The sequence below is a fragment of the Thermoflavimicrobium daqui genome (assembly GCF_003313465.1).
Lineage (GTDB): Bacteria > Bacillota > Bacilli > Thermoactinomycetales > Thermoactinomycetaceae > Thermoflavimicrobium > Thermoflavimicrobium daqui.
Map to the genome: position 1 here is coordinate 39330 of NZ_KZ845663.1, position 14143 is coordinate 53472.

At 37.2% G+C, this 14143-nt stretch carries 11 protein-coding genes and 1 pseudogene; 3 read left to right on the forward strand and 9 right to left on the reverse strand.

Annotated elements, in window-relative coordinates; translation table 11 throughout:
• Nucleotides 1-80 precede the first annotated feature (80 nt).
• The 3 genes from ald to spoIIM form a co-directional block, all read right to left on the reverse strand.
• Nucleotides 81-1205: an alanine dehydrogenase gene (gene ald, locus DL897_RS00245; RefSeq protein WP_113657130.1), complete on the reverse strand. Its 1125-nt coding sequence runs from the start codon at nucleotides 1203-1205 to the stop codon at nucleotides 81-83.
• A gap of 106 nt (nucleotides 1206-1311) precedes the next feature.
• Nucleotides 1312-1806, reverse strand: coding sequence for a ferric iron uptake transcriptional regulator (gene fur / locus DL897_RS00250; protein ID WP_113657131.1), 495 nt, complete (start codon nucleotides 1804-1806; stop codon nucleotides 1312-1314).
• 163 nt (nucleotides 1807-1969) lie between these two features.
• The gene (gene spoIIM, locus DL897_RS00255; protein WP_113657132.1) at nucleotides 1970-2638 is read right to left on the reverse strand and encodes a stage II sporulation protein M; all 669 of its coding nucleotides are present in this window, start codon (nucleotides 2636-2638) and stop codon (nucleotides 1970-1972) included.
• A 163-nt stretch (nucleotides 2639-2801) separates the two neighbouring features.
• On the opposite strand from spoIIM, the gene DL897_RS00260 reads away from it, so the two are divergent.
• Nucleotides 2802-3341 (forward strand): DUF420 domain-containing protein, encoded by a 540-nt coding sequence (locus DL897_RS00260; protein ID WP_113657133.1) that lies wholly within the window; start codon nucleotides 2802-2804, stop codon nucleotides 3339-3341.
• A 518-nt stretch (nucleotides 3342-3859) separates the two neighbouring features.
• Nucleotides 3860-4609, forward strand: a complete 750-nt coding sequence (locus tag DL897_RS00265) for a hypothetical protein (protein ID WP_113657134.1) — start codon at nucleotides 3860-3862, stop codon at nucleotides 4607-4609.
• Between the two features lie 57 nt (nucleotides 4610-4666).
• Here the strand turns inward: DL897_RS00265 and DL897_RS00270 are convergent, their stop codons facing one another.
• From DL897_RS00270 to DL897_RS18775, 5 genes and pseudogenes are all read right to left on the reverse strand, one after another.
• Nucleotides 4667-6016 (reverse strand): hypothetical protein, encoded by a 1350-nt coding sequence (locus DL897_RS00270; RefSeq protein WP_145962177.1) that lies wholly within the window; start codon nucleotides 6014-6016, stop codon nucleotides 4667-4669.
• 155 nt (nucleotides 6017-6171) lie between these two features.
• Nucleotides 6172-6285 carry a hypothetical protein gene (locus DL897_RS18435; RefSeq protein WP_206186462.1) on the reverse strand — a complete coding sequence of 38 codons (114 nt, stop codon included), beginning with the start codon at nucleotides 6283-6285 and terminating at the stop codon, nucleotides 6172-6174.
• A 9-nt stretch (nucleotides 6286-6294) separates the two neighbouring features.
• Nucleotides 6295-6648: a type I restriction-modification enzyme R subunit C-terminal domain-containing protein gene (locus tag DL897_RS18535; RefSeq protein WP_113657136.1), complete on the reverse strand. Its 354-nt coding sequence runs from the start codon at nucleotides 6646-6648 to the stop codon at nucleotides 6295-6297.
• A gap of 49 nt (nucleotides 6649-6697) precedes the next feature.
• A pseudogene (locus DL897_RS18540) lies at nucleotides 6698-7210 on the reverse strand (DEAD/DEAH box helicase family protein); the annotation flags it as partial.
• The gene (locus DL897_RS18775) at nucleotides 7185-7310 is read right to left on the reverse strand and encodes a hypothetical protein (protein WP_276308534.1); all 126 of its coding nucleotides are present in this window, start codon (nucleotides 7308-7310) and stop codon (nucleotides 7185-7187) included. The gene DL897_RS18775 and the pseudogene DL897_RS18540, both read right to left, overlap by 26 nt.
• 380 nt (nucleotides 7311-7690) lie before the next feature.
• Between DL897_RS18775 and gltX the strand changes: the two genes are divergently transcribed.
• On the forward strand, nucleotides 7691-9139 hold the full coding sequence (gltX, locus tag DL897_RS00290; protein WP_113657138.1) for a glutamate--tRNA ligase: 1449 nt from the start codon (nucleotides 7691-7693) through the stop codon (nucleotides 9137-9139).
• A gap of 595 nt (nucleotides 9140-9734) precedes the next feature.
• Here the strand turns inward: gltX and DL897_RS00295 are convergent.
• On the reverse strand, nucleotides 9735-13505 hold the full coding sequence (locus tag DL897_RS00295; protein WP_113657139.1) for an AAA domain-containing protein: 3771 nt from the start codon (nucleotides 13503-13505) through the stop codon (nucleotides 9735-9737).
• Between the last annotated feature and the right edge of the window lie 638 nt (nucleotides 13506-14143).

Sequence of the window (14143 nt, forward strand, 5' to 3'; positions counted from 1 at the left end):
GGAAGTGGGTGTTGAGAAAGGTACCGAAAAAATGATCCTAAACAAATTGTGATTGACTTGGATGAATGAGAATTTCCGATTTATAGCTCTGCAATCACTTGCTCAAATGGAATATAAGGTAAGTTTAGACTTTCAGCCACTGCTTGATAAGTTACTTTTCCATTTAATACGTTAACACCACGGGAAAGCGGTTTGTTATCCGTTAGAGATTGTTTTAAACCTTTGGTTGCAATTTCTACAGCATAAGGGATCGTCACATTGGTAAGTGCAATCGTAGCAGTTCTTGGGACAGCTCCTGGAATGTTTGGTACAGCATAATGAACTACACCATGTTTGACATAAGTTGGTTCACTATGGGAAGTTACACGGTCGACTGTTTCAATGGAACCACCTTGGTCAATCGCTACGTCAACAATGACAGACCCTGGGGTCATCGCTTTGACCATTTCTTCTGTGACCAAGCGAGGAGCTCGTCTGCCAGGAATAAGTACTGCACCCACTAATAAGTCTGCCTTCTTAACTGCTTCAGCAATATTATAACTATTGGACATCAAAGTTCTCAAACGTCCACCAAACTGGTCATCGAGTTGGCGGAGACGGTCAGGATTTACATCCAAAATGGTTACATTCGCTCCAAGACCGAGTGCCATTTTTGCAGCGTTTGTTCCAACAACTCCTCCTCCGATAATTACTACTTCACCAGGTAATACTCCTGGAACACCTCCAAGTAGTACGCCTTTACCTCCGTGAGGCTTTTCCAAAAATTGAGCACCAATTTGAACAGACATACGACCAGCCACTTCACTCATAGGTGTGAGAAGAGGCAGAGATTTATTATCCAGTTGGATTGTCTCATAAGCAATCGCTGCCACTTTATTATCCATCAGCGCCTGGGTCAGCTCTGGTTCTGGAGCCAAATGTAAGTATGTAAAGAGAATCAGATTTTCACGGAAATATTGGTATTCACTTGGTAATGGCTCTTTGACCTTCATAATCATTTCCGCTTGAGCCCAAACTTCTTTAGCAGTCGGTAAAATTTTCGCACCATGTTTTACATAATCTTCATCCGTAAAACCGCTTCCATTTCCAGCACCAGCTTGAATAATCACTTCATGACCAGCACGAACTAAGGCATCAACGCCAGCAGGAGTCATAGCAACACGATTTTCGTTGTTTTTAATCTCGGTAGGTACACCAATGATCATTAAAAAAACTCCTTTACTACATAAAATATTTTTTATAATTTACAAAAACTATTCTACTCCATTTAGTAATAGTTTGCAAAGAAAACATGAGACCTATACAACGATCTCATGTTACCTTTGTTCCTATTATCTTCTTTTTTGAATCGGTTACTTTGTTTTTTACTTGATCTTTACACCGAAAACATATGCCATGAAAGGTCAAATGGTGATCAATAATGTGAAAATCAAATTCTTTTTCCACCCTATTTTCAATTGGGGTTAACAAGTCTTCCATAATTTCATCTACAGCGCCACAATTTAAACACAGTAAGTGGTGATGATGATGTTCTGCTCCTTCTTGCCGAAACTCATAACGAGTGACACCATCACCAAAATTTAACTTATGAATAATTTGCAAGTCGCTAAGTAGCTCCAGTGTCCGATAAACCGTAGCCAATCCGATTTCTGGAGCCTTATCCTTCACCAACAGGTAGACATCTTCCGCGCTTAAATGAGCTTCTTCATTTTCCAAAAGTACACGGACAGTCGCTTCCCGTTGGGGGGTTAATTTGTAGTTATGGGCGGATAACTGCTGTTTGATTTGCTTCACCCGTTCTTCCACATTCACACCCCCCTATACTTCTCACTCCATTATATTGGAGAAAAGATAGGGAAGTCAAATAGACAAGACAAACTATAAAGTAATAATCATTATAATCACAAAGACCAACTTCTAAACCTGCCCATACATTCAGTGATTACTAAAAGTCATCATCACTTGATCCTTACGAGCCGTTCGGTACCGTGATCCAGCTAACTTGTGGAATCATCTCTTTCATCATCCACGGCGAAGCATAAGCTTCTATACCCGCAGCTATGATCAACAAAAGTCCCATTCCTGTAGCAAGAAATGAAAAAGAGATAAACTGTGGATAGATCGTGCCACGATGTTGAATCAAACGGTTACGTACTAGAAGTAAAGAAAAGCTAATTCCTGCTACTGAAACAATAATTAGCGCAGGAACCGCTAATAAATTTTGGGGAGCTACTGAAACACAAGCAAACCATAATCCATCCCAAGATAGCTGGTTAACTAAAAAACCGACTGTAAATCCAATCACCAAGCCTTTGATGAATATCAAAATCAATATGACAGGAATTCCAATAACGGATAGCCCTAAAATCCAAATTAGACCTACTGTTTTTAAATAATCCCCAACAGCATGCTGAAATGCAATAGATGGCTCGGCAATACTATTTTCTTTCAACTGCCGAAAAAAATAACCTAGATAATTAATCAATCCATTTTTTTGATTCAGATCTAATGTATTTACAATGATCGCTCCAAAAATGACTCCCATCATAAAAAGAACAGAGACAAATATATAAAGTGATTTTTGATTTTGCATATGGCACTGAATCGTTTGACTCCACCAACTCTTATTTTTGAGCATCTTGATCGATCCTCCCTACTGACCTCTTTCTCCAAATCTATGATCAGTAGACAAAAAATAGACTTAACTGATAGAGAAAGAAACGTTCCGTGACAAATTCATGAAATAGTGGATTTAGACTCCCTTTCTTATGTAAACTATGTGAAGAAAGGGTGAAAAAAATATGAATGAACAACTTCCAAAACAACGAAATTATACTCCTTGGGTTGTAGGACTAACCATTTTAATTAATGCCATCGTAGCTATATTAATGGTCATACCTAAAGCACAAGGGTTTGATCACTTCGATTTAACGATCTTACCCATGTTAAATGCCATATTTAATAGTTTTACCACTGTCTTTTTGCTAGCTGCACTCTACTTTATTAAACAGAAAAATATCACCATGCATCGCCGTTTTATTTTTGCTGCTTTTTCTACCACTGCTCTTTTCCTAGTTACTTATTTGATTTATCATGCTTTGGCTCCCTCAACATCTTATGGCGGTACAGGTCCACTGAAGTACTTTTATTACTTTGTGTTAATTACTCATATCGTCTTAGCAGTTCCAACCGTATTTCTTGCCCTCATGACCACAGCTCGCGGACTGAATATGCAAAAAGAAAAACATCGTAAGATTGCTCGCTGGACGATGCCAATTTGGCTATATGTAAGTATCACAGGTGTATTGGTCTATATCCTTATTTCTCCTTATTATGGTTAAAGTTTGATGGATAAAATAGGCTTCTTATGCTACTAAAACAGCATAAGAAGCCTATTTTTATAGAGATTGACCTACAAATCATCCCCTCATATTCATTTTTTCGTTCATATACAATTTATTTTTTATTTTTTATATAATGAAGATAAAATATGATTAGTATCTCATTGATGTGCATATTGCATAACTTGATTCCAAACCTAGATCATTTCTAGATGAAGCCGCGAATCGCTTTGGAGTAGGATCGACTTTTTCCCACAGGGACAAGAAGCTACTAAAAGATTTGCTCTTGAGACAAATCTATGGGCTGATTAAGGCTACGAGAATGAATGGGGAAGCGATAAGAAGGCCCCTCATTTATCTATCCTTTTTAGAATATTACCTACCTATGTTATATATTTCATTAAAAAATCTAGTTTATTTCCTAGGTAAAAAGCGAATCATTTTTATAGTTCAACTTTTTATTCGATGTTAAATTGATCATGTACCTTAGTTTTAATGCAAAGGAGTGCCCATTTTTCATGCAAAATAGCTCGAGATTTTTTGGAATTATCGGAGGATTATTAGGAGTCTTTCTTACCTTTCTGTGGTTTCCATTCTTAGTCAAAATCCTAGGATTAAAAGAAGCAATTCATTCCACTTCCTATCAGCTTATGTGGATGCTTGGAGGATGGCGTTATATTATTATGGATATTTCTATTTTAGGATTACTACTCGCAACATTATCCATCATTTGCATATGGATTAGTTGGCGAAAACAAAAAAGTAAAAACCTGCAAATCGTGATATTAGCAACGACAGCAGTGATCGGACTGCTCCCATTATTTTATATTTGGTTAATTCCATTTATCTTGCTAGGTCTTGGGGCTCTCTTTACGAAGTTAGAACGAGTTGCCCTAAGCAAAGGCTGTTCGCTTCTCGGCGGAATTACAGGGCTTTATCTTGGCATTTATTGGCCTATCTTTCTTGACAAAGATCAAACCAATCTTTTTAACCATATGTTTCTCTTAGGTGGATGGAAACATTTCGTATTTCCCATGACAGTCATAGAAATTGGAATCCTTGCTCTAACTTTCCTTTGCTTATTTATCTTGCTCAAAGAAAAAGAAATCACGTTGTTTCATTATAGTATGATATTTGGCACGGGGATTATTGGTCTTATTTTTCTTACCTACCTTTGGATTTTACCATTTATTTGCTTCCTTCTCTCATTCTTTTTTGCTCGAAAAACACAAAAAGCAGATGAAATTTATTACAAACGATATCATTGATCATCCAATGGGAATCAGTTTTACTACGAGTACGAGGTGAATGTAAAGCTGATTCCATTATTTCTGTTTTAATGTCATTAACAACTGATTAACCTCCTCGATACTCGGAGCCAATTTCATTCGTTGGAGTTGCTTAGGCCACTTTGTTTGGAGTGGTAGGCGGGCTACATACACCTTTCCATTCGTTTTCTTAATCACTCGAAAATTCGTACCTACTTCTCGATAACTCTTCTCCGCTTGCATCCAGTCTTTCTCACGAAACACATCCAATCCAAGTACAAATAACGGGTGAACAGAAAAATGCACATCGTGATAAAACAGATCCATTTGACTTAGTTCCCGACGTATTTCTGTATGTGTCAAATAAATCTTGTCAAACCACTTTTTTGGAAAATGAAATCGATAATGGAATAAAGGATCAGTCACACTTTGACTAACGAGCTTTACCTGATTATTCTTATCCACCTGAATCCAAGAATCAATCAAAACTTCGTCCTTCAATGGTAGAGGCGATTCCTTCTCTCCATACTTCGCTTGATGCTGAGCCAAAATTTCAACGATTCCCTCTTGGTTTATATCATGATATCCTATTATATACTTTTGTTTTAAAGATCTTTTTGTCGATAGAATCGGATTCAAATTTTTCAGTTTTCCTTTTTCCAAAGTTAAAATGTCTAGTTTCCCCTTCTGCATTCCCTTCGATAAAGGAATAAACACAGCAGTTCGCTTCTCATCTAAACGACCAAAAATCAGGTTCTTTACTTGAGCCGGTTCAAGTGACAAGCTCATTCGATCAAATTCTAACAGTTGATCAGATAATCCTTGATAGAGACTAGCGACTAGTTTTTGTTTGTGTCCTTGTGCAAGTAAAACCATATCAACCAATTCATCACCATCTAAATCTCCAAAAGATACCGCATGAAACGCTTTCTTTAGCAAAAGACGTTTATTCTCATCCAAAGGATTTGTATATACCGATACCATTTTATCCTTTTGCTTCGGGAGACTCACCGTACATAAAATAAGTTCCAATGTTTGATTTCCTGTTAGATTCTTCATCTCCACATGGTCTAGAAAATCACCTTCTTCAACCATCTGGACTCTTTTCCACTTGCCACCTTCCTTTTTCTGAATGATTAAAATCCCAATTTGTTTCGGATGCATGGGCTCTTTGAAAAAAACAACCCCCTCCCTAGCCCCATCTTGATTGATATCCACTCTCCACAACTTATTTTTAAATCGGCGCTTCGTTGGCTGAATCTTCTTCGCACCTTGGGGTAAATACTTAAGCACCTGCTGTTCTATCTCTAAGTCCGTAGGATCAGGGATGCTCTCACCAAATAAAGTCTGACAGCCTGTTAATAGTAAGGGAAGAAATAGACAGACTATACTCAACCGTTTCATCATTGATTCAGCTCCCATTCGTTACTTCTTCATTCACTCCATTCTTCTCAAAAAGATTTAATCTAAATACTAGTATAGTTCTCGGATTAATGTAAAACTCCTGTCTCCACCTCACATACAAAAAAGCCCCTTTTCAAAAGTGAAAAAGGGGATTCTGGCTAATCGGATATTTGCATCCATACCTGTTCCTTTTCCGCTTTGATACTCGCTCTACCACCAATTGGAAAAGGAAACATAGGATATGTATGTCCAAAGTCTGCCTGAGCAATCACTGGAACACCTCACAGTTGATCCTTTGTATCGATGATCACACATAGGTCATCAAGTGAATCTTCTTTAGTCCCTAACTCATTCCAAAGAATTTCCTCTAATGTTTTCAAATCTTGTATCGTTAGTTTCTTGTTATTTCGCAGTTTATAAATGGCAATTTGATCACGATGCTTATGAAGGTATTGATTAACCTTTTTCTTATAACTTTGTAGGTCATTTGCATGATAAATTGGACCACTTTCTTGTACAGTAAGAACTTGGTCTTTAAAGTTCGTGTAATAAATTTTTTGGGTTTCCTTTTCCAAGAATTTAATTAAGTCACGCAAAGCCTCGCGGACAGCTTCAAGTTCGATGAGGTCTGCCATTTCCCAAAATTCAACCGTCAGCACTTTTTCAATGATATATTTTTGTTCAAATCGAAATAGCGGTACATGTTTTCCCCGTTCCGGTTGCCACCACGAGTAGTGACTTACGTTGCTTCTTTTCTAGTGCCTCACAAACAGCTAAAATCGCGTCTTTTTGATAGTAGAGATTGGTGATCTGATCACTGATGACAACATTTTGCAAAGGACGCATCAGTGTCCGTCGATCCATCAGTAAGGATAATTCTTCTTGATTATAAAAACCGGAGACTTTTCGAGCAGGATAAGAAACATCGTCCCATAGATAGATTTCGAAACCATTGGTATAGAAAATCACAGGTCGCTGACCATACCTTCGCTCTAAACAATCAGCATATAGCTTCTCCTGCTGCTTTCCTTTGCTTGGATCTGTACTCGTCCGTTTCGCTTCCACCACCGCAAGTGGCTTCCCATTCTTACCAATCAATACGTAATCGACAAAGCCTATTCCTTATTGATTCGGCATTCCTTCCACTTGGAATTCTTCGGTGATGTCTTGTTTAAACTCCCAACCTGCTAGCTTTATAAAACAATTGTTCGATCACCGATAAAGGATTGGTAATTCCTCTGTACCAAAACACTTCCCAAATCTTCTCCACTTTATTTTTTAAATCTCCTATAATCATCCAAGCGCCTCCTTCTTATCAGCATATTTATTATACTTTTTCGGTGGATAAGTGGTTTCTGCATTCTGACAGTCTATTAATATGATGTTCAAAGTGTACACTGAGGTTGCCCTCTTAATCAGCCGCTTATCGTTTCCCCACTCACTCCCGCCTAACGATCCTACACAAAAACGATTCGCGGCTTCATCTAGGAATGATCTAGGTTTTGGTTCCAATTATGCAACATGCTCGAATTGTCTATTTTTCCTAATAAACATGTTTTTAATTTATCACTTGATCTCTCTCTAAATCATCGATATATTAAAATAATTATTCTAGAATGTTATACTTAATTCAACTCAAATTGGCAACACTTTTTATATAGAAGGAAGGGATATAAAATGACAGTACGTGTACGTTTTGCGCCAAGTCCTACAGGACATTTACATTTTGGTGGTGCCAGAACTGCTCTATTTAATTATCTATTTGCAAAAAAACATAAAGGAACCTATATTTTACGGATCGAGGATACTGATACAACCAGAAATAAAGAAAATGCTGAAGAACGATTGATTGAAGCATTTAAATGGTTAGAACTAACATGGGACGAAGGGCCTGATATAGGCGGAAATTTTGGACCCTATCGCAGTATGGAACGTTTAGATATATATCACAAGTATATTCATCAGCTTTTAGCCACCAAACAAGCATATCCTTGTTATTGTACAAGAGAAGAGCTGGAAGCAGAGCGAGAACACATGATTTCACAAGGCAAAATGCCACGTTATTCTGGTAAATGCCGGCACTTAACCGAATCCGATCGAAAAACCTATGAATTAGAAGGCCGTTCTTTCACCATCCGGTTTAAAGTACCCTCACAAAAAACCCTTACATTTAAAGATATGATTAGAGGGGCAGTTACTTTTGAATCTGAGGATATTGAGGATTTTGTTATCCTCAAATCAGATGGAATACCTACCTATCACTTTGCTGTAACCGTTGACGATGCCCTCATGAAAATTACTCATGTCATACGTGGAGAAGAACATTTATCTAATACACCAAAACATCTACTTCTTTTTGGAGCCTTCGGATTCCAACTACCCGAATTTGGACATATCCCTTTGATTCTTAACGAAAGCGGAAAAAAGCTTTCTAAACGGGATGAATCGATCTTACAATTTATCGAACAATATAGAGACCTAGGATATTTACCCAAGGCTGTGATCAATTACCTAACACTACTCGGATGGTCACCAGGTGGTGAGTTTAGTGAACAAGAAATTTTCTCCAAAGATCAACTTACTGAGCTTTTCTCCATGGATCGAGTTAGTAAAGCAGGAGCCATATTTGATCCCGACAAGCTCGCTTGGATGAATGGACAATATATTAAAACTGCTGATCCGAAGAAGATTGTAGAATTAGCTATTCCTTATTTAAAAAATGATGGACTATTCAATGAGGATAAACCAGTAACATGGTATGAAGAACTAGTAACTCTGTATCAAGATCGAATGAATTGTATAAGCGAAATCACTCAACTAGCAAGGATCTTCTTTGATAAAGATATGAACTACAATCAGGATGCTAAAGAAATCTTAACTACAGAATCAAGCCTCATCGTTCTGAAGAAAGTCAAAGAACTAATTAGTACGATGGATGAATATACCCCCAATACCATCAAGAAATTATTAAAGGACGTACAAAAAGCGACTGGATTCAAAGGAAAAAAGCTATTTATGCCTGTCCGCGTTGCAACCACAGGAGCAGTCCAAGGTCCCGATTTAAATACGGTGCTATATTTGTTAGGGAAAGAAACAGTGGTAGATCGGATAGAACAGGTTATTTAATAATAAAATCTCCATCCCTCAGATTTGAGGAATGGAGATTTTATTCTGCACTCAGTTTTTTTACTAAACAAATTTATATTTACCATGTATGTCCACAATTGTTACATTCCCAATGACCTAGCTCGTCATGAGTATCATCACTTTTACAATTTGGACAAGACTCATACAATCTCGGTTCCCATTTTAATTCCATTTACTTTCCCACCTCACTTTAGTAGATCCAATTAATAACTAGATCATTGAAAACTAATTACTTTATCACATAAACCTGAGATATCTATCAATATAACTATTGTTCTATATTCATTATAGACATATAATTATGAATATTCAATTTATATATTCCCGAATATGTTCAATTAAAAAGTCTAAGAAATTTCTAGACAAAAAAGGCGAGAAGATGATTTCAAAAGCAACCTTATCTTCAAATTAACTCGAAAAAAATTGTTGGTAATACTGATTTATAAAATAAAGCTACAGACAAAAGGAGGTTTTCTTCTGTGACAGCCTCTAGTTACACATTGTTTGTATAACCTATAAGAAAAATCCCACCTTCTCATTGGTGGGATTCCAAATGGTTCTCCACACTTAATCTCTAACTAATAGACACCTTCTCCTGATGCTCCTCTTTTTGTAATAAATCCTTAACCATTCGATCGATCTTCTCTATTTCTATACTCGGATTTCTCCACCAGTTTCGGCTCCAGATTCTCCCTATTTTCCAACCTCTGGCCTCTAAGAATTCCTGACGGTATAAGTCTCGCTCTTTGGCATAGGGTGAACTATGATAGGCAGCTCCGTCACATTCGATTCCCAATATATAACGACTGGGGTCTTTTGGATGAACAATTCCTAGATCAATGCGATAGCCTGAGACTCCGATTTGTGTATCCACTTGATAGCCAATACTGCGTAATGCTTCACATACTTCTACTTCAAATGGAGAGTCAAACTGATCATGATGATATTGTTTTTTTGTATCTGTTTGTGGATTGACTCTATTTAAGATATGAAGGATTTGTTCTTTGTTTCCATTCGATACAGCTTTGGCATATTCTAGGTAATGACGAAATAACCTCGGTCCTTCATGTTTACTACCAGCTACATTTAATTCATGCGGTTCAATACTAGCAACAACATAAATTTTTTCTTTCGCTCGGGTGATCGCTACATTTAAGCGATTCTCTCCTCCCTGTTGATTGAGGAGACCAAATCGATTATAGATTCTTCCTTCTTCATTCGGGGCATAGCCGATCGAAAAGATAACCACATCCCGTTCATCCCCTTGCACATTTTCAATATTTTTGACAAAGATGCGCTCATCTAATTCTCGTTTCATCGTTGCTTCATATAATGCTGAGAAATGGGGATTATCCTTCGCTCGTTGGTCTATGATTTGCAAGATTTTATCCTGTTGTTTCGCATTAAATGTGATGATTCCGATCGTCTGCTGGGGCTCTTTTTCTAATTGTTGCTGTAGGAGGTCAACAACAGCGATGGCTTCCCGCTCATTACATTGATTAATCCAGCGTCCATCGACCTTCATCCAATGAATAGCAGGAGTCGAGTGATCCGATGATACATTGGGGGCTACCTGCATCAAACCATTATAAAATGCATGATTGGAGAAATGAATCAATTCTTCAAATTTTGAACGATAATGGTATTGTAGCATACGGACTGGGTAAATGCGTTTAGCTAGATTAAGCAAGCTAGGTGACTCTTCCATTCCAACATCATTTTCATCATCATCGTCATCTGATAGAGAGACTCTAAACTGTTCAAATGGCTGCAATTGCTTTTCATCCCCTGCTATAACCACCTGCTTCCCCCGATAAATCGATGGTAAGCCACTTTCCACTGTACACTGAGAGGCTTCGTCGAAAATAACGATGTCAAATAGTCCAGCAGTTAGAGGAAACATGGATGAAACCATTTCAGGTGAAGCTAGCCATACCGGTAAAATATCCAACAAACCCTTTTCTGAGAAATGATTGACCAACTTTCTTACAGGCCAAATCTGCCGCTTCTTTCCGGTTTGATGTCTTAACTCTCGAAATGCTCGAGTATGGTTTTGCAATGAATGATTCATATTACTGATGATCCGCTCTTCTAGGACTTGTACCGCTAATTTTCTTTTATCGCTAATGAGCTTAGCGAAATCATCACGAATCTGTTGGAACTCATCCGTAGATACTTTGGTTAAATGTGGATGCTTCCGTTCGATTTCATCAATCCAAAATAGATAGAAAGATTGAAGCAAAGTATCTACCCATTGTTCTGATAACGAGGAATCTTGATTCATCTCTTTATCTTTTAATCTTTGTAATAGTTTTTGTACCACTACCTTAGACTCGTAGAAGCAGCGATCCATTGCCCTTAGATCATCAAAATCATGAGCCATCGCTTCGCGAATTTGTAGAATCGTCTGGTATGGAATCATTCCTTCTGATAATTCGCTTCGTATCTGTTTGAAAAACTCCTCATCTAAAAATTCTTCAAGCAAGTGCAGATGCTGATCCAATTTAGAGGTAATCTGGGCTATTTCGTACATTAAGCGTAAACATTCTTGAATTTTGGGCCATTCAGCTGACGAAATCCCTTTAAATTTTTGCCCGTGTAATAATTCCTCGATAATCTTCTTTCCGGTAAAAGAGGTCCACCACCAAATTCTTAGTTTTTGTAGTGTTTTTTTCTCTTTCGAATCAAGGTCGTCATAGATTTTAGCTAGGCGGTCACTAATTAACCATAAATAAGCGGGTGTCATTTTTTCATGATCCAATTGATGAAGTTGTTGAATGGCTTGCTCTGCTTTTTCTAAAGCAAGTTCCAACTGCTCAATCAATCTAGTTTGATCCTTTAACTCCAAATGAGCTAATGATTTTCTTCTTTTTAAAATATAATCATCTCTACCGAAGCGTTGATAGTATGATCCATATAAAGAAATCGTCGTAAAGATATCTTCGAGATCATCCCGATGCAAATCAGCTGCTAAATCAGATACGGAGATAGTCTGAATCACATCATCCCGTTTTTTCGCTCGTCCATATAACTCATACGCACTAAAGCCAAATGGCTGCCGCTCGTGCAATCCTTTATAAATCGCATTTAATTTCTGTTCTCGCTCTTCGATTCTTTTACATAAATGTTGAAATGACGATTCTCTGCCTTGAATCGGGATACTCATCTCAGGGATTTGGTTATTGATTTTATGATATAAAGCTTTACGATCCTGCTTTTCATCATGGATAAGGGCACTATAAGGAGTCAAACCAAGACTATCTAATCGTTGATAAACCACATCAAGAGCTGCCCTCTTTTGGCAGACTACAAGAACTTTCTTTCCATTAGCTAAGGCATCGGTAATGAGGTTGACAATCACTTGTGATTTCCCTGTACCTGGAGGACCATGAACGACCAAACCTTTTGCTCCTCGCATGGCTTGAAGGATCGTCTCTTGGGAGTAATCAGAAGGCAACAGAAAGAATTGCTCTTCTTCCTTTAGACTTGAATGTTCCACATCCACTTCATTATATGTTTCTGGCATGGGATCATAATGACTCTCTTCATCTAAATGAATGAGTTCTTGTAAAAAGGGTAACTTTTGATCCGTTGATAAAGTAATCAATTCATCATAATCCCGGATCAAAGAAGAGCTTCCTTGTGGAAAACTCCCTAATATAAAGAAAGGCTCCAGTGTTAATGGCGCTTTTTGCGGAATCGTTTCCCTCGTATAAGTACAAAACGGCTTTATGTTTCCATCGGTATATGTAACTTTAATATGGTTCTCATTTAGCCACTCGGCCCATGAAGATAAATTCGTTTTATCAATTGACTTCCATTGTTCACTATCTTCAAAAATACTCTCTTCAAAAGCGGATTGGTGAAATCTTTTTAATCCTAAAAATAAAGTTCGATTTAACTGAGGCTCTGCATCTGGAAAAAATTCTAATTCCCAATTGAGATTACTAGAGTCTTTGCGAATCAAGCGAACAGGATATAAGTAGAGTGGGGCTTGAATAAAAGAACCATCTCTTAAATTTCCTGTAAGAAAGGGGTAACCAATATATAAATCATATAATCCCGTTTCATCTTCGATTGCTTTCATATTACGATATAAATGAGTCAAGCTCTGACCGATCGTTTGTAACTTTCTCTCGGGTAGAGAGGAGTGTGTCAAACGAAATTTCTTCTTCCCTGAAATAATCTCATGTAACATCTTAGCTGCTCGAGATGATCCCACTTCGTTATCGATCTCCGTTAAGTCGAAAGTCCATTTGCTTGGTAGTTTAAGCAGCCTTAGAGACCGATTTCTACGACTTAGGTCACTTAACCGATCTTTCAGTCGTATGAGTTTTTGCTCCATTTTTTAACACCTACTCTTAAGTGATTACCGGTTAGGATTGGCAACGTCTCTTTTGGAATGTAGCTTGATGGTAACCAAATCTATGTTAATGAAATATCTATCCTTGATTTTTTATACTAACATAGAAACCAAACTTAAAAGTTAAAAAGTCCTGATAATTAGTTGAATTTCTCCGTTATATTTATACTTTTCTTCTACTTATAAACAACATATTAATTTTGAAATAAAATATGATAGCTCTTCTTTCCAGAATAATATGCGTCCAATCCTTGCACAATCTCATTTACATTTTTCATATACGACCCTCGCTATTTATATATGATTAAATATAGACAATTTCATTTGTTATTTTAAGATAAATTAAAATAGATTGTAGATTCTTTACTATATTTATGTCAATAGCAAAATACTTTAAGAAGAATATAAAAAAAAGCACTTGCAACCATGCACCGAAACAAGGTTGTACAAGTGCACATTGAGTGTCTCATCCAGACAATAGAAGTCAGAGAGATAGTATGGATCTTGCACCTTATCATCGGACACATCAAAGCGGTGGATATGAATAATATTATAAGGAGCAAAAGTAAAATCTAAGTAAAATAATACAAAATTTAAAGTTATATCTGCTTAGGAACACA